Below are 19,680 nucleotides of genomic sequence, written 5' to 3'. Positions count from 1 at the left end.
CAGCGGCTCAACCAGGCCCGGGCTGATCTGTTTCGTTCCATCAACAACGCCCAAAACCCGGCCGCCTGAACAGCCTCACCCATCACTCCCCTTCAGGCTCATCTCTGGATTGGAAAGGACTCCGGGGGAGGTCCCGTCCCCGGTCCCTCCCCCGCATGCCTGCCTGAAGGTCCAGGCCCCGCACGGGCGGATGCGCCCGTGCGGGGCTGCGGCCTCAGTTCCTGGACTTGTCGACGATCTTGTTGGCCTTGATCCAGGGCATCATGTCCCGCAGGCGCTGTCCCACCTGTTCCAGGTCGTGGGCCTCTGCCAGGCGGCGGCTGGCCTTCAGGCGCGGGGCGCCGGCGGCGTTCTCCAGGATGAACTCCCGGGCGAACTCGCCGTTCTGGATCTCCTTGAGGATGCGGCGCATCTCCTCCTTGGTCTGCTCGTTCACCACCCGCGGGCCGCGGGTGACGTCGCCGTACTCGGCGGTGTTGGAGATGGAGTAGCGCATGTTGGCCACGCCCCCCTCGTACATCAGGTCCACGATGAGCTTGAGCTCATGCAGGCATTCGAAGTAGGCCATCTCCGGCGGATAGCCCGCCTCCACCAGGGTCTCGAAACCGGCCTGCACCAGGGCGGAGGTGCCGCCGCAGAGCACGGCCTGTTCGCCGAACAGGTCGGTCTCGGTCTCGTCCTTGAAGGTGGTCTCGATGACCCCGGCACGACCACCGCCATTGGCGGAGGCATAGGACAGGGCCACCTCCCGGGCACGGCCGGAGGCGTCCTGGTGCACGGCGATGAGGCTGGGGACCCCGCCCCCCTGGGTGTAGGTGGAGCGCACCAGATGGCCGGGGCCCTTGGGGGCCACCATGATCACGTCCAGGTCGGCCCGGGGCTGGATCTGGCCGAAGTGGATATTGAAGCCATGGGCGAAGGCCAGGACGCCGCCCTCCTTGAGGTTGGGCTCGATCTGTTCCGCGTAGAGGCGCGCCTGGTGCTCGTCCGGGGCCAGGACCATCACCAGATCGGCCCCCTTGACCGCCACCTCGATGTTCTTGACGTTCAGGCCGGCGCCCTCGGCCTTCTTGGCGGAGGCGGAGCCGGGCCGCAGCCCCACGGTCACGTCCACGCCGGAATCCTTGAGGTTGTTGGCGTGGGCATGGCCCTGGGAGCCGTAGCCGATGATGGCCACCTTCATCCCCTGGATGATGGAAAGATCGGCGTCTTTGTCGTAATAGACCTGCATTGATGAAATCCCCGGATGGATTGAAAAAAGCTAAGGAGGAAGCGCCGGGGACGCACGGCGCCCCCGCTTCCGTATCGGGTTCTACAGTCTGAGGGCCACGTCGCCGCGGGCGATGCCCATGACCCCGGAACGCACCACCTCCACCACGTCGAAGGGGCGCATGGCCTCGATGAAGGCGTCCAGCTTGGCGCTGTCCCCGGTGAGCTCCACCACGTAGGTGTCGCTGCTGACGTCGATGATGCGGCCGCGGAAGATCTCCGCCATGCGCATCACCTCCGCCCGGTCCTCGCCGCCGGCGACCCTCACCTTCATCATGGCGATCTCCCGCTCGATGTGGCGGTGTTCGGTCAGATCCAGGAGCTTGACCACGTCCACCAGCTTGTTCAGCTGCTTAGTGATCTGCTCCACCACCTCCTCGGAGCCGCGGGTCACCAGGGTGAGCCGCGACAGGGTGGGGTCCTCCGTGGGGGCCACGGTGAGGGACTCGATGTTGTAGCCCCGCGCCGAGAACAGACCCGCCACCCGGGACAGGGCCCCGGATTCGTTTTCCATCAGTATCGAGATGATGTGTCGCATGGGCTCACAGGAGGATCATTTCATTCTGCCCCGCACCCGCCGGGACCATGGGATAGACGTTCTCGTCCGCGTCGGTGATGAAGTCCATGAAGACCAGGCGGTCCTTCATGTCCAGGGCCTCCCGCAGGGCCCCCTCCACGTCGCCGGGACGCTCGATGCGCATACCCACGTGGCCGTAGGCCTCCGCCAGCTGCACGAAATCCGGCAGGGCCTCCATGTAGGACATGGCGTAGCGGCCCTGATAGAAGAACTCCTGCCACTGGCGCACCATGCCCATGTAGCTGTTGTTCAGGGTCAGGACCTTGATGGGCAGGCGGTACTGCAGGGCCGTGGACAGCTCCTGGATGCACATCTGGATGCTGGATTCGCCGGTGATGCAGGCGACGGTCTCCCCGGGATGGGCCAGTTGCGTGCCGATGGCGGCCGGCAGGCCGAAGCCCATGGTGCCAAGCCCCCCGGAATTGATCCAGCGGTTGGGCTTGTCGAAACCGTAGAACTGGGCTGCCCACATCTGGTGCTGACCCACGTCCGAGGTGATAAAGGCATCCCCGCCGGTGAGGCGGTGCAGGGTCTCGATGACCGCCTGGGGCTTGATGCGTTCGCTCTCCCGGTCGTACTTGAGACAGTCCATGGCCCGCCATTCGTCGATCTGTTTCCACCATTTCTCCATGGCATCGGCGTCCGGCCGCCGCTCGCGGGCGCGGAGCTCCTTGAGCATGGCCCGGAGCACCGGCTCCACCTGACCCACGATGGGCACGTCCACCTTCACGTTCTTGGAGATGGAGGCAGGGTCCACGTCCACGTGGATGATGCGGGCGTTGGGGCAGAACTTGGCCACATTGCCGGTGACCCGGTCATCGAAACGGGCGCCGATGGCGACGAGGACGTCGGCATGGTGCATGGCCATGTTGGCCTCGTAGGTACCGTGCATCCCCAGCATGCCCAGGAACTGCCGGTCCGAGGCCGGGTAGGCCCCGAGCCCCATGAGGGTGTTGGTGATGGGGAAGTTCAGCAGACGGGTGAACTCGGTGAGCAGCTTCGAACCGCCCCCCAGGACCACCCCGCCGCCGCTGTAGATCACCGGCTGGCGCGCCTGCAGCAGCAGGTCCACCGCCCGCCGGATCTGCCCCGGATGCCCCTTCACCGTGGGATTGTAGGAGCGCATCTGCATGGACTTGGGATAATGGAACGGGCAGCGGTCGGCGGTGATGTCCTTGGGGATGTCCACCACCACGGGGCCCGGGCGGCCGGTGGTGGCCAGGTAGAAGGCCTTCTTGATGGTGACGGCCAGGTCCTTCACGTCCTTCACCAGGAAATTATGCTTCACGCAGGGACGGGTGATCCCCACGGTATCCACCTCCTGGAAGGCATCATTGCCGATGAGGCTGGTGGGCACCTGGCCGGTGAACACCACCATGGGCACCGAATCCATGTAGGCATTGGCGATGCCGGTGACGGCATTGGTGGCCCCGGGACCGGAGGTGACCAGCACCACCCCCGGACGGTTGGTGGACTTGGCGTAGCCTTCGGCGGCGTGCACCGCCGCCTGCTCGTGGCGCACCAGTACATGGCCCACCTGATCCTGTTTGAACAGGGCGTCGTAGATATGCAGGACCGAACCCCCGGGATAGCCGAAGACCAGGTCGACACCCTCCTCCTGCAAGCATCGGGCGAATATCTCGGCGCCGGTCAATTCCACAGTCTCAATCTCCTGGTGCACGCAACGGATCCAGCCCCCGCGCGGGAACCGCTGCCGGGGACAAATCATGGGGAAAAGGTTCGATGATAATATGAGGCGGCGCGAATTTCACTACCGGGGGCCGCCGGCGCCGGCGCAGCCCCTCGAGGGGCGCCCCCGGGCGGGAACAACGCCCGGAACCCGGGGGCGGGGAAAGGGGTTCAGTCCCCGGTCTCGGGATCGAAGGTACCCACACGCTCTCCGGCCATCTGCCGGCGTACCACCGCCACGTCCCGCCCCTCCAGGGCAAAGGGGAAGGACATGATATCCGTCGGGCTGGAATCCCCGTAGGGCCGGTTGCAGGCGGAGATGGTCTCGTCGCCACTGCCCGGACAGCCGGAGGTGCGAAACGGCGTCCCCGCGTCGATGAGCCCCTCCACGGTCTGCGCATCCAGGCCGAAATCCACCACCTCGCCGGCCCCGTTGAAGCGCATTGCCTCCACGCGGCCGCCGGCGTAATCGATGATGTAACGGCCCAGCTGCACCCGCCGCCACTGGGCATGGGGCACCGGGGGGCAATCCTCCATCATGGATCCGCGTTCGGGGAAGAAGGCGAACAGATGGTTGTGCCCCCCCAGGTCCCGCACCCGCTGGCAGAGCCGCAGCATCTCCTCCTCCGTCTCCCCCATGCCGCAGATCAGGTGCACCCCGAAGCGTTCGGGCCCGAAGATCTCCGCCGCCCATTCCAGGGTGCGCCAGTACCGGTCCCAGCGATGGGGGCCGCCCACCGGGGCGCCGCGGGTGCGCGCGAAGACCTCCGGCGTGGCGGCGTCCAGGGCCACGGTGAAGATCTGCGCCCCGGCGGCATGCAGCCGTTCCAGGTCCTCCCGCTGCATGGAGGTGGGATTGGACAGGATGGAGACGGGGATATGGGGCAGGGCCTCCACCCAGCCCCGCAGCAGGGTCAGGGTGTCCGCATCGGAACGGGGATGGGTGATCATGGAGATGCACATGCGCTGGAAACGCCCCCCGTCCGCGCCGTCCCGCACCCGCTGGATCACGTCCTCGTAGCGGGCCGTGGGCCAGTCCACGCGGATGAAGTTGCGGTCGGCATAGGCCTGATCCTCCTCCCGGTGGCGTGCCAGACCGCAATAGCTGCAGTTGGCGCGGCAGCCCTCGGGGTAGGTCACCAGCAGGTTGAGGCAATGGGTGCAGCCGGTGCGGTGCATGCGCCCGGGCACCAGCCCCAGGGTGATGGCCGCCGCGGTGGACATCTGCACGTATTCCGGGGAACGCATCTCCGGCGTCTTGACATAGGGGTCGGGCCGGTAGAGGTGCACCGGCGCCCCGGCCTGGGTCTGTACGGTCATCGGCTCGTGCCTCCTTGATGCGGGTCCGCCCGCATGGCCTTGGGTGATGGGGTGATGGCCTGCCCCGCCTTCAGGCGGTGGCGGCAAAGTATTCGTCGAAGGCGATCCAGCCCCGCCGGTGCGGGGTGTCCTCGCCGGCCCGGCGGGTCCCCCAGATGCGGTCCAGTTCCCGGCGGCGGTCCACGGCCCGCGCCAGCCCGGGACCGTAGGTGTCCTGCAGGTCCTCGGCGTAGTCCTGCGGTGCAGCGGCGTCGCCGCCGGCCCGGGCCGCGGCCGCCGTCCCGGCCGCCTCGCCGGAGAGCACCGCCGGGGCGATACCGCCGCCGGTGATGGGATGGGTGAGACCCGCGGCATCCCCGGCAAACAGCACCCGCCCATGGCACAGGGGATGCCGCAGCCCCCCCACGGGAATGGCGCCGCCGGTGCGCGCCAGGATGCGCGCCCCCACCAGACCCTCATTCACCAGTTGCCGGTGCCAGGCCTCCAGTGGGGTCTTCAGGTCCCGGGCCCGGGACTTGTCCATGCCCAGTCCCAGGTGGGCCTGCCCCCCGCGGGGGAAGAGCCAGCCATACCCCCCGGGAAAGGCCGGGGAGAGTCGCACCAGGGTGTCCGTGCGGCCCTGGTTCAGGGGCACGGTGTACTGGCGGGTGTGCACACAGGGCAGCGGCGGCAGTCCCAGCCGGGCGGCCACGGTGGATGCGGGACCGTCGGCGGCCACCAGGGCCCCGAAGGCGACGGTCCGGGTCTCCCCGGCCCGCCGGATGCGGGCCCTGCCCGCACGGGGGTCCAGGGCCAGCAGCGGGCTTTGGGTCCGGAGCTCGGCCCCCCGCTGCCGTGCCTGCTCCGCCAGCCCCTGGTCGAAGGTGGCCCGATCGATGATCATGCCCGGAAAATCGGACACCCGGGTGGCCCCGGAAGGCAGCACGGTGGTCATGTGCTCGATGGCCTGCACCCAGGCCCCGGTCTCCCGGGCGTAGCGCCCCATGGGCAGGGGGACGAACTCGGCGCACTGTACCGGAACCCCGATCCGGGGGCGGCGCTCCACCGCCAGCACCCGCGCCCCGCGGGCGGCGGCGGCAGCCGCGGCCCGGGCCCCGGCGGGACCCAGCCCCACCACCAGCACGTCAACCGACGGCATGGGCATCCTGCCCCGTCCCGGGGGCCTGATCCGCCTCCAGGGCCTGCCGCAACACCTGGAGGAAATCCTCCCGGGTCAGGTGCAGCATCTCCACGCGATAGCCATCGAAGAAGGCATGCACCGTCGGCTCCAGTTCCGCCACCGGGATTCCCCGCAGGGCCGCCTCCAGATCCGCCACCATGCGCCGGGGATGGGTGAAGAAATCCCCGGTGATCCAGGCCTGGGCGATGCGCCCCCGGTCCCGGTCCAGGATCAGTCCGGCGCGCATGAGCCCGCCCGGGCAACGATGCACCCCCTCCAGCAGGGGGGCATCGGAGACCGGACGGTTGCGCTGATAGATCCACTCAGGGGTGTCCATCTCCGCCAGGGCCTCGCGGAAACGGGCCTGCTCGGCGGCATTCAGTTCCCCCGGCACCGCATCCACGCCGAAGGCCTCGGCAAAGGCCCCGGCCAGGGCCTGATGGACCCTGTCCAGGGGCGGCAGCCCCCCCAGCAGGTCCTTGAGATTGGCCACCCGGTCCCGCGCCGAGGCGATGGCCTTGTCCGAGAGCTTTTCCGCCGGGATGCGCAGCACCCGGAGCATGCGCTCCACGTCGAAATCCAGCAGCAGTGTCCCCTGATACAGGATGGAGTCGCCGTCGAAGGCCCCGCCGGTGCCGGAGATCTTGCGCCCGTCCACCTCGATGTCGTTACGCGGCCGGTAGTGGGCATCCACCCCCAGTCGGCGGATGCCCTCGGCGGCGGCCCGGCAGATACGCCCGGCGATGGCCTCCATGTCGGCGGTGCCCAGAAAGCGCCGGTCCAGGTACAACTCCCAGCCGATCTGGGTGGGGTCGAAATAGATGGCCCCACCCCCGGTGATGCGCCGCTGGATGTCGATGCCCTCGGCCCGGCAGACATCGGGCAGCAGTTCCTGATCCACGTTCTGATGGAAGCCCACCAGGGCCGAGGGCTGGAAGCGCAGAAAGCGCAGGGTATGGGGGGATCGCCCCTCCTGGTGGCATTCCAGCAGGGCCCGGTTCAGGGCCAGGTTCCCGGCCGCCCGGCGCAGGCCGGTATCCAGCACCCGCAAGGTCCGTTCATCGCGCATGACTCATCCTCCTGCGGCCACCACCGGGATCCCGCCGGGGGCCACCCCGGCGCCCCGGTGGCGGGCCCGTTCATCGGCGATCACCGCCTCCAGATCGATCTCCAGATCCGCCCCGGGCGCGCCCGCCTCCCCCAGGGTCATGGAACAGCAGGCGGGGATGACCCGCGCGCGGCGTCCCAGGCGGGTGGCCAGCTCCACGATCCCGTCCGCCGGATGGGCGATCCCGTCCAGACCGGCCATGACGGCATAGGCGTCCATGGCCCCCTTGATCTCCCCGGCCGGCCGGGCGCAGCCCAGCAGCAGGCGGGTGTCCGCCAGGGTGCGCCGCGCCTCCAGGAAGTAGCGGCCCACCTCCCCGGCCCCGGGGGTGGCGAAGGGTTTGCGCTCGGGGGCGTAGAAAGGCATCACCACCACCAGCACCACGGCATCCGGCGGGTGGCGGCGGATCATGCGCAGGGCCTCCCACTCCCCCAGAAAGCGCCCGTAGTGCAGCCCCATGACGATATGCGGCACCACCTTCATGCGCGTCTTCACCAGGGCCTCCAGGGTGGCCTCGAAGTCCTCCACGGAGCGGCGCAGGTGATAGACCCGGGTGATGGTCTCTTGGGCGCCGATGACGTCCATCATGGCGGTGTCCACCCCGGCCTGCTCCATGCAGCGGGCGGTATCGTCGTCCACCAGGGCGGTGTGCAGGGCGATGCGAAAGTCCGGGAAGTGGTCCTTGATGCGCCGGATGGTGTCGTAGAAGGGACCGTATTCCACCTCGTTGCGGTGGTTGGAGCCCCCGGTGAGGAGCATACCCCGGCCGCCGTCCGCCACGATGCCCTGCACCACCTCCCAGAGGGCCCCGGGGGTGGTCGCCGGGATCATGGGCTCCAGCAGTTGCCCCTTGCAGTGGTCGCATTGCAGCTTGCAATGCGACCCGGTGACCGAGACCGCGGGCCAGGCGTTCTTGCCGCAGCTGCGGATCTCGGAGGTCTGATAGGTCTTGAAGGTGGGGGTGTAGAGATCCACCGGGGTGGCCCCGCCGTCGAACCGGGCCCCATGCGCCGCCTCCAGGGTGCGCACCAGCTCCGGATCCAGCGGGATGTCCTCCAGGGGCTCCACCCGGGCCAGACGTGATTGCCAGTCGCTCATGGGAATCCTTCGCTCTGGGGGGAGATCGGGCCCCTCCTGCGGGGAGGGGCCGGTGCGGGCTTCAGCAGCCTTCAAAACCGTCGGCGTCCATCTTCTCCTGGAAGGCCTGCAGGGCCTCGCTGCCGGTCTTGAGACCGGCGGTGTCGCCGTCCCAGTCTGCGGGCTGGATCTTCACCAGCCAGCCCTCACCGTAGGGGTCCTGATTGATCAGGCCGGGATTGGCGGAGACGGCCTCGTTCACCGCCGTGACCTCACCACCCACAGGGGTCTTGGCCGGCCCCACCCACTTGCCCGACTCCACGGTGGCGCAGGACTTGTCCTTCTTCACGTCCTTGCCCACCTTCTTCGGGGTGTAGGACACCACCTGGCCCGCCAGGGTGGCGGCATAGGCGGTGAGCCCCACGGTGGCGGTGCCGTCGGATTCCCGGCGCACCCAGACGTTGTTCTCGACGCTGTAGAGCAGATCCTCCGGCAGTTCGCAGCCCTTGACGGCTCCCATATTCTTTCCTCCCAGTTTCTTATGAAGATATGACTAAAGGCATCCCGAGTATCCGGGGTATGGCGGGGGGACGGTCCTGATCTGGATCAAACACAGCCGTCCCCGGGGCTTGGCTCAGAAGGACAGCACCTTGTCCGCCTGCAGCAGCAGGTCCCCCAGATCACTGGCCCGCCCCACGTGGTCCACCTCCTCGATGAGGTCCGTTTGCGGATCGATGCCGTAGCCCGGCAGGGCGGGATCGCAGACATGCAGGACCACCCCGGCGCGTTTGGCGTCGCGGATGAACTCGATGATGCGCTTGCCCCCCTCCATGGCGCGCAGCTCCTCGGCCACACCCCGGCGCATGAGCTGCACCCCCGCCATGGTGAAGAAGATATGCACGCGGGCGTCCATGGCCGCCAGCACCGATCCCAGGTAGAAGGGGGTGCCACAGCGGGCGGGGGTATCGGGTCCGCTGGTCATCACCAGCAGGACGGTCTGTTCGGCGTCGTCTTGTTCCATAACGTAGGTGGTGGACCCTCAGGTGGCCTGCTTGCAGTGGATTTCGTCCCGGCGCGCCCGGGCGCAGTACCCCTCCCGGGCGGCCTCGCCGGTGACAAAGCGGTCCAGCACGGCACCGGCCCCGCCCGGGGTCTCCACCCGGGCGATCCAGGCCCCGTAGGGATCGGCGTTGAGCCGTTCCGGCTGCTCCATGATGCGCTCGTTGGCCTCGACGATGGTGCAGTCGATGAAATTGGGCACGGGACCGGCCCATTTCCCGCTCTCGATGGTGGCCACCGGCTTGCCCGCCGGCCGGCGGGTCCCCGGCCGGCGCACGCGCACATGCAGGATGCGCCCGGCGATGGCCTGGGACAGGTCCGTCATGCCCACCGTGAGGGTGTCGTCCGGTTCGCGGCGAAGCCAGATCTGGTATTCGTCGTCGTAGTACCGGTCCGGTCTGAAGTCGCAGCCGTTACAGTCCATAGGTCCGCTTCCCGCCGGGCCGTCCGGGCAACCCCGGGCAGGCCGTTGGTGCTCAGATCACCCCCTTCGCCCGCAGCAGGTCGAGGGAATCGCTGACGTTCTCGTGGATTCCCAGCTTGCGGGGGGACAGCCCCATGGCCAGCCCCAGCAGCTGCGTGAAGTAGAGGATCTTCACATGGCCGGTGATGCCGAACTCCGTCTCGGCCCGCACCTGGTGCATCTCCAGACCGGAATGGCAGGTGGGGCATTCCGTGGCGATGACATCGGCCCCCGCCGCCTCCGCCGCCTGCAGCAGGTTGAGCACCAGTTGAGTGGAGGTGTCGGCGTCCGAGAGGGTGTGGGCCCCGCCGCAGCAGGCGGTCTTCAGGGGGAAGTCCACGTTCACCCCGCCGGCGGCGGCCAGCAGGTCATCCATGAAATGGGGCCGATAGGTGGATTCGGACCCGGGCCCCCGGTCCTTCTCCGGGAAGATCTGCCGCGGCCGGGTGTACATACAGCCGTAGTAGTTGGCGATGCGCAGCCCGTTGAGGCTCTTTTTGAGCTTCCTGCGCAGGCCGTCGGGACCCAGTTCCTCCATGAGCCACTCCAGCAGGTGCAGGGTGCGCACGTCACCGGCATAGACCGGGTCCTCGGCCTTGCGCGCCAGGTCCTGCACGGTCTGCATCGTCTCCCCGGAGGTGGTGGTCTCGTACTCCGCCTTCTTGAGATTGTGGTAGCAGCCGTTGCAGGGGGCCATGACGGTGTCCATGCCCATGCGCTCGGCGACGATGGCGAGATTACGCGAGGAGAGATAGGTCTGCAGCATGGGGTGGACATTCTTCACCTCCATGGCCCCGCAGCAGTTGTAGTCGGGCATCTCCTCCATCTCCAGCCCCAGGGACTGCACCAGGACCCGGGTGGACTTGTGGTAGGGGCCACCGGAACCCTCCAGCGCACAGCCGGGATAGTATGCGACCTTAGCCATGGGCGGCCTCCTTCTGTTCCTGCTTGTGTTCCTGCTTCTGTTCCTGGATGTATTGCCTGAGGACATCCCGGGTCTTCCCCCAGGAGCGGGTACGGGGGGCATGCAGGAGATGGCCGCCCATGCGCAGCCCCATGCCCACGGGCATGTGGCGCATGAGACGGCCGCCGAAGACCCGCAGCCAGCCCTGGAACAGGGACTGCCCCGTGCGGCGGAAGAAGGTCACGATGAGATGGGCGTCCTCCATGCGGCCGGTGTCCATGACCTGGTCGGCGAAGGCCTCGTCGAAGATCGTGGAGGGGCTCTTCCGGGTATATCCCTCCTCCTCCAGCCAGTGGCCCAGCGCCTTCATCACCCCCTCGGGCCGCACATCCCGGGGACAGATATGGGTGCATTTGTTGCAGGAGACACACTGCCAGATGATGTCCCTGTCCTTGATGATCTCGTCCTTGAGGCCCAGGCGCACCGCGTAGATCCAGTAGCGCGGATTGAACTGCACGTTCTGGGCGTACATGGTGCAGGAATTGGTGCACGAACCGCATTGCCAGCAGCGGTGCACGTTCTCCCCGCCGGGGATGCTGCGGATGCGGGCCTCGAAGTCCTCATCATAGGCGGTGAGGGTCCGTGGCGTGATCATCGTGTTCCAGTGCCCGGAGACGTCCACGCCATCCACCACCAGCTTGTCGTGATGGAGCAGACGCTCGGGTTCGATGAGGGATTTCTCGTGAATCGCCATGCTCTTCTCCGAAACTCAAGGCCAGCGGTCCGGGCCTAGTGCCATGTCCTCGACGCGGCGGTGTGGCGTTCACCCCGCCGCTGGTCGATCCCCAGTAGTTTCACCACCAGCTCCATGGGGTCCTGCCGGGCGCCGAAGTCCCCCTGCAGGATCCCCAGGCCACCGGAGACGGAACGCACGTAGTCCGCGTATCCCCGGGCCAGGATCAGATCCGTGATCAGGGGCAGGTCGCGGTAGAACCCGCTGGCGGTCAGGTGCTCCACGAACCAGGCCCGCACCGCCTCCAGATCCTCCGGGGTGGCCCCCAGGGGGAGATGGTCCAGATCCTCGCTGCCGGCCACGAACTGACGCACCGCCCCGCTCATGGTGCCCGTGTCCCACACCCAGCGGGTCATCAGCGGCACGGCCTCGGGCCGGCGAAAGTGCAGCACCTCCGCCGCCCAGTCCCAGGCACAGCGACGCAGCTTGCGGTCGCCCCCCGGGAAGGCATCGCAGAAGGCCTGCATGCGCTCCATGAGCGGGGTCTCTGCGTAGACCAGCTCCAGCAGGGCCCGGGAGGCGGTTCCGGGATCCCGGGACACCACCTCGGCCAGGCGCCGCCGCGCGGGGAAGACACAGTCCAGCAGGACCGTGACCACCCCCGCCTCCAGGTGATCCGGCGGCGATGCCGCAGGCAGGGCGGCGAGGAAGACCCGCTGCTTGCCCCGCAGGGCCTCCAGATAGGTCTCCACCCCGCCGCGGTCCTTCATATCCTCCAGCAGACCGTCGAGCTTGTGGGCGGCGATGCGCGGTTCCAGGCGGATCGCCAGCCGGGCCGGTTCGATGCCCCGTTCCATGGCCATCTCAACCCGCCTTGCGCCCATGGGGCTGCAGGTCCGCCGCGGCGCGGCAACCGGCGGCCGCCCCCTGGGAGATGGAGTCGTCGATGGTCTCGGGCCCGTAGGCGGCACCGCAGGCGTAGATCCCGGGGCGGCTGGTGCCGCAGGGATTGGTGTAATGCTCCGCGCGCTGCAGGTAGCCATGTTTCTCCAGGTCCACGCCAAAGACCCGCGAGATCTCCGGGTTGTCCTGGTTGGGGTCCATGCCCACGGCGTGCACGACGAGGTCGAAGGGGATGACGATGGGGCGCTTGACCAGGGTGTCCTCCCCCTTCAGCAGCAGGCGGCCGTCCCCGGAGGCGGTCACCTCGGCGATGCGGGCCTTGACGAACCGGGTCTGGAATTCCTCCTGGGAGGTCCAGTAGAAGCGGTCCTCGTAGAGGCCGAAGGTGCGGATGTCCATGTAGTAGATGAACACCTCCGTCTCGGGGGAGAGCTCCTTGATCTCCATGGCCAGGTTGGTGGAGACGGTGCAGCAGATCTTGGAGCACCACTCCCGCCCGATCTGCCGGTCCCGGGAACCGACGCACAGGAGGATGGCCACCCGCTCGGGGGTGCGGCCGTCGGAGGGGCAGGTGATCCTGCCGTTGGCCACCATCTGTTCCATCTGGGTGGTGGTGATCACATCCGGGAAGGTGCCAAACCCCCATTCGGGCTTGTTCACCGGATCGAAGTGGGTGAAGCCCGTGGCCAGGACCACGGCACCGGCCTGCACCTTCTGGCCGTTGTCCAGTTCTGCGGTGAAGTCACCGGCCTCCCCGTCCAGGCGCGTGACCCGGGTGCCCTTGTGCACGCTGACCCCCGGGTCTTCCTCCACCCGCTGCACCATGCGGCCGATGGCGTCCCGGGCCCATTCGCCGGAGGGGACCAGCTTGGCGTAGCCGGAGAGGATGGGGGCGCCCCCCAGGGTGTCCTCCTTTTCCACCAGCACGGCCCGGCGGCCCGCGCCCGTCACCTGGGCGGCGGCCGACAGTCCGGCCGGCCCCGATCCGACGATCAGTACTGTGTCCTGCATGATGCCTTACCCCCCGTAAGCCAGTTCGGGTTTGTAGAGATATTCGATGTTTCCCTGCTCGACCTCCTTGAGGTAGGCCTGGAAGTTTTTCTTCGCCTGGGACCAGGAGATCCCCATCTTCTCCACCACTTCCTCGCAGGGGGAGGCATGCCACTGCAGCTGGACGATCTTGAAGGGATCGGCACCGCAGGCCAGGGCGGCGAACTGCACCTCCGCCATGATGGGCACCTGGAAGTCCTGCTGGTGCGCCTTGCCGATCCACTGGTTCTTGTCCATGGTGGTGACACAGCCGGTGTCGTTGGCCAGCATGACGTCGGCGTTGGCCTCCTCCCGGGCCACCCGGATCTTGCGGTTCATGGTGAACGAGCGGGTGAACTCCCGCTCCGAGATGATGTGGCGGAAGCCGAATCCGCAGCAGTCGTACCAGGTGGAGTAGTCGATCACCTGGGCCCCCAGGGCCTGGGCCAGGGAGGTGATGATGGCGGTGCGGTTGCCGCCGAGGATATCGCCGTCGTAGATGGCATCCTCGTGGATCATCTTGTAGTAGTGGCAGGCCACGTGGGCGGTGGCGCGGATATGGGAGACATCGATCTTCTGCAGTTCCGAGGCGATGCGCTGGCGCATCACGTGCACCCACTCGGAGTAGTGCACCACCTCCTCGGGGAGGACGATCTTGCCGTCCACCAGGCGGCCCAGCTTGTCCAGGATCTTGGTGACCTTCTCCCGCAGCTGGGGCGACTCGATCAGGTACTTGCGGATCTCCTTGTAGTTGCCAAAGGAGGTGCCACAGTGCACCAGGGGATAGAAGTGACCGGCGTCGTGGCCATGCCGCTGGCCGGAGACGTAGGCCTGGTGGAAGTTGCGCAGGAACACCGCCGCCAGGGACTCCACGTTGCCGATGCCCGAGCCGTGGTAGTTCCAGGCGGTGCAGGAGGTCTGGTCGGTCTCGTCCAGATAATCCCGCCCCGGCTCGTAGCCGAACTGGTTCATGAACCACAGCAGGGAGGTGGGATACCCGGGGATGTTGCCGCACTGGCCGCAGGACTTGTGATGCCAGAGCTGCCGGGTGGGGATCTGCTTGTCCCAGCCAAAGAGGGTTTTCACCGTCACGGGCTCGTGTTCGTCCCGGATGCGGTGGATCAGGATCTTGCCCTCCTTCTCCAGCTCGTACATGTGATCGCGCACGTCCTCCATGCGCTCGCCCAGGTCGGCGTTGCGCCGGTCCACACGCTTGCGCACCCAGTCGGTGGCGGCCCGCGCCTCCTCCCGGGAGAGCCCGCTCTCCCGGAACGCCGCGCCGTGGCCGGCCACGCCCTGGCCGCTGCCGTGGGCGGCCCCGGGGCCCTTGGCGCCGGGATCCGGATCCCGGGGACCGATGCCGGCATCCCCGGTGTTCTGATCGGTGGGTTTCATGGCTGCCTCTCCTCTACGCTCGCATGGGGTGGTAAACGTGGCTCAGTCTTCTTCCTGTTCTTCCAGCCACTCGTCGTACTCCTCCCTTTTCTCGTCGATGAAGTCCTCGATCACGTCGAACAGGTTCTCATCCATCAGCTCCAGGGACTTGAGGACCCCGGTCATCTCCCAGATGGTGTACATCTCCACCGAGGTCTTCAGGGAGACCTCCCAGGCCGTGTCCGTGGTCTGCAGGGTCTTCATGGGGATGGCCTTGCGCAGGGTGCGCAGATCCCCCTCCACCTTCTGGATATTGGGGCCCCAGTCGGGGAAGTGATCCGGCTGGATCATGTCCGGGGAGAGTTGGTTGCCCGTGGTGATGAGCTTGAGCATCACCCGGCCGAAGGGCCGCAGCACATCCTTGGCCGATTGCATCTCATGCTGGATGGCCACCTCCCGCATGATGGCCACCAGCCCCCCCGGGGAATTCTGGAAGGGACAGCGGGCCGCGCAGGTCATGCACTGGGCGCAGGCCCAGATCTTCTCCTGCATGGCGTCGTAGATCTGCTCCACGTTCCCCGTCCACAGCAATTGCACGATCTCCCGGGGGCTGTAGTCATAGAACTGGGCGGAGGGGCAGGTGGCGGTGCAGATGCCGCAATTGAGACAGCCGTTCAGTTCGTGGTGGTAGCGGAAATCCCCGCGAATGTCGTCGTAGATCTGCTGCATTTCCGCATAAGTCGCCATGTGACACCTCGTCTGGTCGCGCCGGGCGCCGTCTCCTTACACCCGAGCATGAAACTCAACTTCTGCCGTCCACGGAGTCTAGCCGCCGCCCACCGCAAGACGGCCCCGGCAGGACCCCGAATCCCTGCCACCTGCGGGAATCGAGAACCGGTTCACCTAGATGAACAGGCAGATATCCGATTCGCCGGCGAACTCGAAGAAGGTGGCCGCCCCGCCGTACGAGACCCCGTCGATGAAGTCCTCCCGGGACATGTCGAACAGATCCACGGTCATCTGGCAGGCCACCATGGTCACCTCCGCCTCCAGGCAGAGGTTGCGCAGGTCCTCGATGCTGGCCACCCCCTTGGACTTCATCTTCTGTTTCATCATGGCGGTCATCATCCCCTGCATCCCCGGCAGGGCCTGGGCCAGCACCGGCATGGGGACCGGCATGGGCATGCCCGGGTTACCCAGGGAGGTCACCTTGAGATCCGGCTTCTTCTTGAGCAGCTGCAGACCGTAGAAGGTGAAGAAGATCTGCGTCTCGTATCCCAGGGCCGCCGCCGTGGAGGCCAGGATGAACGGTGGATAGGCCCAGTCCAGGGTCCCTTTGGTGGCGATGATGGCGAGTTTCTTGTCGTCCGACACGGCTGCCTCCGTGATGCTGGGATGAATGGGCCGCCTTGCGGCGGCCGTTGGCCAGGCGTCATGCCTTGCGCATGTGGAAGAAGAACTTGCCCCCCTCCTCCTTGTGCTCCAGCAGTTCGTTGCCGGTCTGCTTGGCGAAGGCCTCGAAGTCCTTCACCGCACCGGGATCGGTGGCGATGATGTGCAACACCTGTCCGCTGGACATGGAGGCCAGGGTCTTCTTCGCCCGCAGGATGGGCAGGGGGCAGTTGAGGCCGGAGGCATCCAGCTCCTGATCGAATTCGGCCATGATCTCTCTCCTTCTCTTGTGCTCTTGCGGCACCGGCGCCACAGGCGCCGGTTTGTGTGGCTTGTGCGGCGGGATCCCGCCGGTCCTGGGGCGGAAAGGCCCCGGGTTCGGCGGGCCGCACCCGGTTGTATTCCCATGAAGACCAGCCTAGGCGGACCGGTGACCCGGGGTTTTGACGCAACGCAAATATACCGTGGTTTCCATTATTAGCATATACTGCGAAAAAATATAACCATATTCTTCTGGTCTTCCAAGCCATCGGTGGACCCACCGGCGGATGGGACCACCCCAATGCCGAACCATGCCCCGCCACCGCGGTCAGAGCCGTGGTATCGTCGGATGGTCCGGGTGAACCCGCTGAACCCCAGCCAAGGAGTATCCCCATGGAAAAAGCCGATTTCGCCACCGACACCCGGTACGCCGTCACCCTGCGCGGCCCCGGGGGACGACTGCAGCCGGCCCAGTTGTACGTCCACCAGTGCTTCTATGCGGCCATGATCGCCCGCCGCCTGGACGGTCCCGACTCGGGCCTGCTGGTCAAGATCCCCTATGAAGACGTGATCCGCATCGTGCGCACCTACCCGGTGGCCGAACAGGACCGTTTCATGCTTCCGCAAGCCATGCTCCAGGCAAAACTATGGGAAGACCGCACCTCCATGGCCACCTATGCCTCCGCCCCCGGCCGGGGCAAATAGACCGCCCCCGGCACAACGCGGGGTCCCGCCCCGGCCGGGGCGGGCGGTTACTGGCGCCGCTGCTGCTGTGGGCGGCGCTGCTTTGTGCCCTGTCCCCCCCGGCCGGCGCCGCGCTACCGGATCTGGGGGACCCGGCCTCGTCGATGCTCTCCCCCGCTCAGGAGCAGGCCCTGGGTCAGCGGCTGCTGCGTGAGGTTCGCCGCAGCCTCCCCCTGAGCCATGACCCCTTACTGGTGAACTACGTGCGCTCCCTGGGGCAGCGCCTGGTGGCCCATATACCCGACGGCGGGCACAGCCACTACCGCTTCCTCGTGGTGGCGGACGACGCCGTCAACGCCTTTGCCATGCCCGGCGGGGTGGTGGGGATCAACACCGGCCTGATGCGCATCACCCGCAACGAGGCCGAACTGGCGGCGGTGATCGCCCACGAGATCGCCCATGTCACCCAGCGCCACATCGCCCAGGCCCATGCAGCCGGGAGCCGCTCGGACCTGGCAACCGGGTTGGCCATCCTGGCGGGGATCATCGCCAGCGCCTATGCCCCGGAACTGGGGCAGGCGGCCATCGTCGGCGGCATGGCCGGCGGCACCCAGGCCCGGCTGAACTTCACCCGGGCCAAGGAGGAGGAGGCCGACCGCATCGGTGTGCGTATCCTGGCCGAGGCGGATTACACCCCCGGGGCCATGCCCGACTTCTTCGAACGCATGATGCGTCAGGCCGGCGGAGGGGGCGATGCCGTCCCCGAATACCTGCGCACCCACCCGGTGACCAGCCGCCGCATCGCCGAGACCCGGGACCGGGCGGCCGCCTATGAATCCCGGGACCGACTCACCGATTCCCCGGAGTTTCGCCTCATGCGTGCCCGTGTCCGGGCCCTGGAGGACCCGGAAGGCGTGCTGGCCAACCAGGAAACCGGGAAGGACACAGACCCTGCGGCCGATCACTACGGCCACGCCGTGGCCCTCATCCAGCAGGGCAGGTCACAGGAGGCCCTGGAGGTCCTGGAGGCCGCTGCCCGGGAAGGCGGTGACGGGATCGGTCTCTACCTGGAACTGGCCCGGGCCGAGGCCCTCCTGGCCGGCAGGGAGCAGGCGCCGGGACGCGCCCTCAAGATCCTGGACCGGCTGCAGCAACTGTACCCGGACTACCCCCCCGTGACACAGATCCGGGCCCGGGCCCTGCTGGCGGCGGACCGCCCGGCCCTGGCCCTGGAGGCGGTAGACCGCCTCCTGGAGCACGACACGGAACACCCCGCGCTGTACCACCTCAAGGCGGAGGCGGCGGACCGCATGGGGCATACCGCCCTCAGCCACGAGGCCATGGCCGAGTACTACTTCCACCACGGGCAGTACCGTGAGGCGGTACGCCAGCTGGACATCGCCCTGTCGGCCCCGAATCTGGAGCCCCATCTGGAACAACGCATCCGCGAAAAGCGGGAGACGGCCGTGCGCCTGGCCCAGGAGGAAGATGGGGCCTGACCCCCACAAGACCTTGACGCCCCGGGCCGGGAGGGTGATGCTCCCCGAGCCGATTGATCAATATCAATCACAATCCATAACATTTGATCGATATCAATAAATGTGCGTCACCCCCTCTTAACAGGGGCGTACACATGGGTATCCTCTTATATAACCAAAAAGAACTTGCATTGAATTTTTGGTTCATGAGGCGCCCAGCAAGGCGTGTCCGGACCGGATCCGAGGGTCCGGCAATGTGGGGATCCGCATGGGATCCCGTTCAACCCAGAACCGGAGGTACAGGCATGAACAGCAAGCGTCGCGTCCTGCTCAAGGGCACCCTGGCGGCGGGCACCGTAGGTGTGGCCGTGGGGGCCGGGGTGCTCACCCCCCGCAACGTACTGGCGGAGACCCGGGGGGCCTTCCAGGAAGGTTCCATGGACGAGATCCTCAAGACCGCCCTGGGATCGGACCGCCATGAGGCCGGGCACGTACGCGTGGAGGCCCCCAACATCGCCGAGAACGGCGCCGTCGTCCCGGTGACCGTGGAATCCGACCTGGACGGGGTCACCGAGATCGCCATCCTGGCGGCCGCCAACAGCACCCCGCTCACCTCCCGCTACGAACTGGGTGAGGGTACCCGGCCCAAGATCTCCACCCGCATCAAGATGGGCGAGACCTCCGATATCGTCGCCGTGGTGAAGAGCGGAGACGGGCTCTACAGCGGCCGCAAGGAGGTCAAGGTCACCGTCGGCGGCTGCGGCGGCTGATTCCGCGCCCCCCAACCCATTCCACCGAGGAGCATTGCCATGTCCAGCATCCGTGTCCGTGCACAGCTCAAGGATGGCGTCACCCAGGTACGCACCCTGATCAGCCACCCCATGGAGACCGGCCAGCGCACCGGCAGCGACGGGAAGAAGATCCCGGCCCATTACATCACCCAGGTGCAGGCCCGGGTGGGAGACCGCCACGTCCTCACCGCCCACTGGGGTCCCGGCATCTCCCGCAATCCCTATCTTTCGTTCGAGTTCGAGGGGGCCTCCGCCGGCGACATCCTCAGCCTCTCCTGGGTGGACAACAAGGGGGAATCCGACAGCACCCAGGTGGAGATCGCCTGATCCCGCGGGGCAGCTCCGGGGCGGGAATGCGGCAGGGGGCTCGCGAAGGGGGACACCCCCGCCCGGATCGCACCCCGAAGGCC

The 19,680-nt window shown here is 67.3% G+C and carries 22 protein-coding genes; 4 read left to right on the top strand and 18 right to left on the bottom strand.

What is annotated here, in order from left to right; all coding sequences use genetic code 11:
* Positions 1-214 precede the first annotated feature (214 nt).
* The 18 genes from ilvC to CKO33_RS12040 form a co-directional block, all read right to left on the bottom strand.
* Complete coding sequence (gene ilvC, locus CKO33_RS12125) at positions 215-1,231, bottom strand: ketol-acid reductoisomerase (protein WP_200182498.1); 1,017 nt, start codon at positions 1,229-1,231, stop codon at positions 215-217.
* 81 nt (positions 1,232-1,312) lie between these two features.
* The gene (ilvN, locus tag CKO33_RS12120; RefSeq protein WP_200182497.1) at positions 1,313-1,807 is read right to left on the bottom strand and encodes an acetolactate synthase small subunit; all 495 of its coding nucleotides are present in this window, start codon (positions 1,805-1,807) and stop codon (positions 1,313-1,315) included.
* 4 nt (positions 1,808-1,811) lie between these two features.
* Positions 1,812-3,506: a biosynthetic-type acetolactate synthase large subunit gene (ilvB, locus tag CKO33_RS12115; protein WP_338081785.1), complete on the bottom strand. Its 1,695-nt coding sequence runs from the start codon at positions 3,504-3,506 to the stop codon at positions 1,812-1,814.
* A gap of 200 nt (positions 3,507-3,706) precedes the next feature.
* Positions 3,707-4,855 (bottom strand): radical SAM protein, encoded by a 1,149-nt coding sequence (locus tag CKO33_RS12110; RefSeq protein WP_200182495.1) that lies wholly within the window; start codon positions 4,853-4,855, stop codon positions 3,707-3,709.
* Between the two features lie 70 nt (positions 4,856-4,925).
* Complete coding sequence (locus CKO33_RS12105) at positions 4,926-5,993, bottom strand: geranylgeranyl reductase family protein (RefSeq protein ID WP_439099440.1); 1,068 nt, start codon at positions 5,991-5,993, stop codon at positions 4,926-4,928.
* Positions 5,980-7,083: a lipoyl protein ligase domain-containing protein gene (locus CKO33_RS12100; protein ID WP_200182493.1), complete on the bottom strand. Its 1,104-nt coding sequence runs from the start codon at positions 7,081-7,083 to the stop codon at positions 5,980-5,982. The genes CKO33_RS12105 and CKO33_RS12100 overlap by 14 nt, the downstream gene beginning before the upstream one ends.
* Positions 7,084-7,086: 3 nt before the next feature.
* Complete coding sequence (locus CKO33_RS12095; RefSeq protein WP_200182492.1) at positions 7,087-8,220, bottom strand: radical SAM protein; 1,134 nt, start codon at positions 8,218-8,220, stop codon at positions 7,087-7,089.
* Positions 8,221-8,281: 61 nt separating this feature from the next.
* The gene (gcvH, locus tag CKO33_RS12090) at positions 8,282-8,719 is read right to left on the bottom strand and encodes a glycine cleavage system protein GcvH (protein ID WP_090483758.1); all 438 of its coding nucleotides are present in this window, start codon (positions 8,717-8,719) and stop codon (positions 8,282-8,284) included.
* A 114-nt stretch (positions 8,720-8,833) separates the two neighbouring features.
* Positions 8,834-9,220 (bottom strand): DsrE family protein, encoded by a 387-nt coding sequence (locus CKO33_RS12085; protein ID WP_200182491.1) that lies wholly within the window; start codon positions 9,218-9,220, stop codon positions 8,834-8,836.
* Between the two features lie 18 nt (positions 9,221-9,238).
* Positions 9,239-9,682: a biotin/lipoyl attachment domain-containing protein gene (locus CKO33_RS12080; protein WP_200182490.1), complete on the bottom strand. Its 444-nt coding sequence runs from the start codon at positions 9,680-9,682 to the stop codon at positions 9,239-9,241.
* A 52-nt stretch (positions 9,683-9,734) separates the two neighbouring features.
* Positions 9,735-10,646, bottom strand: a complete 912-nt coding sequence (locus tag CKO33_RS12075) for a CoB--CoM heterodisulfide reductase iron-sulfur subunit B family protein (protein ID WP_200182489.1) — start codon at positions 10,644-10,646, stop codon at positions 9,735-9,737.
* Positions 10,639-11,379 (bottom strand): 4Fe-4S dicluster domain-containing protein, encoded by a 741-nt coding sequence (locus CKO33_RS12070; protein WP_200182488.1) that lies wholly within the window; start codon positions 11,377-11,379, stop codon positions 10,639-10,641. The genes CKO33_RS12075 and CKO33_RS12070 overlap by 8 nt, the downstream gene beginning before the upstream one ends.
* 35 nt (positions 11,380-11,414) lie before the next feature.
* A complete protein-coding gene (locus tag CKO33_RS12065; protein ID WP_200182487.1) occupies positions 11,415-12,221 on the bottom strand; it encodes a hypothetical protein in 807 nt (268 codons plus the stop codon).
* 1 nt (position 12,222) lies between these two features.
* Entirely contained in the window at positions 12,223-13,272 is a 1,050-nt protein-coding gene (locus CKO33_RS12060; protein WP_200182486.1) for a CoB--CoM heterodisulfide reductase iron-sulfur subunit A family protein, read from the bottom strand.
* Positions 13,273-13,278: 6 nt separating this feature from the next.
* Entirely contained in the window at positions 13,279-14,685 is a 1,407-nt protein-coding gene (locus CKO33_RS12055; protein ID WP_200182485.1) for a heterodisulfide reductase-related iron-sulfur binding cluster, read from the bottom strand.
* A 42-nt stretch (positions 14,686-14,727) separates the two neighbouring features.
* Positions 14,728-15,393 carry a 4Fe-4S dicluster domain-containing protein gene (locus CKO33_RS12050; protein WP_200182499.1) on the bottom strand — a complete coding sequence of 222 codons (666 nt, stop codon included), beginning with the start codon at positions 15,391-15,393 and terminating at the stop codon, positions 14,728-14,730.
* A gap of 174 nt (positions 15,394-15,567) precedes the next feature.
* Positions 15,568-16,038 (bottom strand): sulfur carrier protein DsrE2, encoded by a 471-nt coding sequence (gene dsrE2 / locus CKO33_RS12045; RefSeq protein WP_200182484.1) that lies wholly within the window; start codon positions 16,036-16,038, stop codon positions 15,568-15,570.
* A 58-nt stretch (positions 16,039-16,096) separates the two neighbouring features.
* Positions 16,097-16,327, bottom strand: a complete 231-nt coding sequence (locus tag CKO33_RS12040; protein ID WP_200182483.1) for a sulfurtransferase TusA family protein — start codon at positions 16,325-16,327, stop codon at positions 16,097-16,099.
* Positions 16,328-16,710: 383 nt separating this feature from the next.
* Between CKO33_RS12040 and CKO33_RS12035 the strand changes: the two genes are divergently transcribed.
* The 4 genes from CKO33_RS12035 (at position 16,711) to soxZ (ending at position 19,597) form a co-directional block, all read left to right on the top strand.
* Positions 16,711-17,022, top strand: a complete 312-nt coding sequence (locus CKO33_RS12035; RefSeq protein ID WP_200182482.1) for a hypothetical protein — start codon at positions 16,711-16,713, stop codon at positions 17,020-17,022.
* 143 nt (positions 17,023-17,165) lie between these two features.
* Positions 17,166-18,500: a M48 family metalloprotease gene (locus CKO33_RS12030; protein ID WP_242472618.1), complete on the top strand. Its 1,335-nt coding sequence runs from the start codon at positions 17,166-17,168 to the stop codon at positions 18,498-18,500.
* Positions 18,501-18,784: 284 nt separating this feature from the next.
* Positions 18,785-19,249, top strand: a complete 465-nt coding sequence (gene soxY / locus CKO33_RS12025; RefSeq protein ID WP_200182480.1) for a thiosulfate oxidation carrier protein SoxY — start codon at positions 18,785-18,787, stop codon at positions 19,247-19,249.
* A gap of 39 nt (positions 19,250-19,288) precedes the next feature.
* The gene (gene soxZ / locus CKO33_RS12020) at positions 19,289-19,597 is read left to right on the top strand and encodes a thiosulfate oxidation carrier complex protein SoxZ (RefSeq protein ID WP_200182479.1); all 309 of its coding nucleotides are present in this window, start codon (positions 19,289-19,291) and stop codon (positions 19,595-19,597) included.
* Positions 19,598-19,680 lie beyond the last annotated feature (83 nt).

Origin of the sequence: Ectothiorhodospira mobilis, from assembly GCF_016584115.1 — a bacterium.
Lineage (GTDB): Bacteria > Pseudomonadota > Gammaproteobacteria > Ectothiorhodospirales > Ectothiorhodospiraceae > Ectothiorhodospira > Ectothiorhodospira mobilis.
The sequence above is the reverse complement of the archived record's forward strand: the minus strand, read 5'-3'. Positions and strand labels throughout refer to the sequence as shown.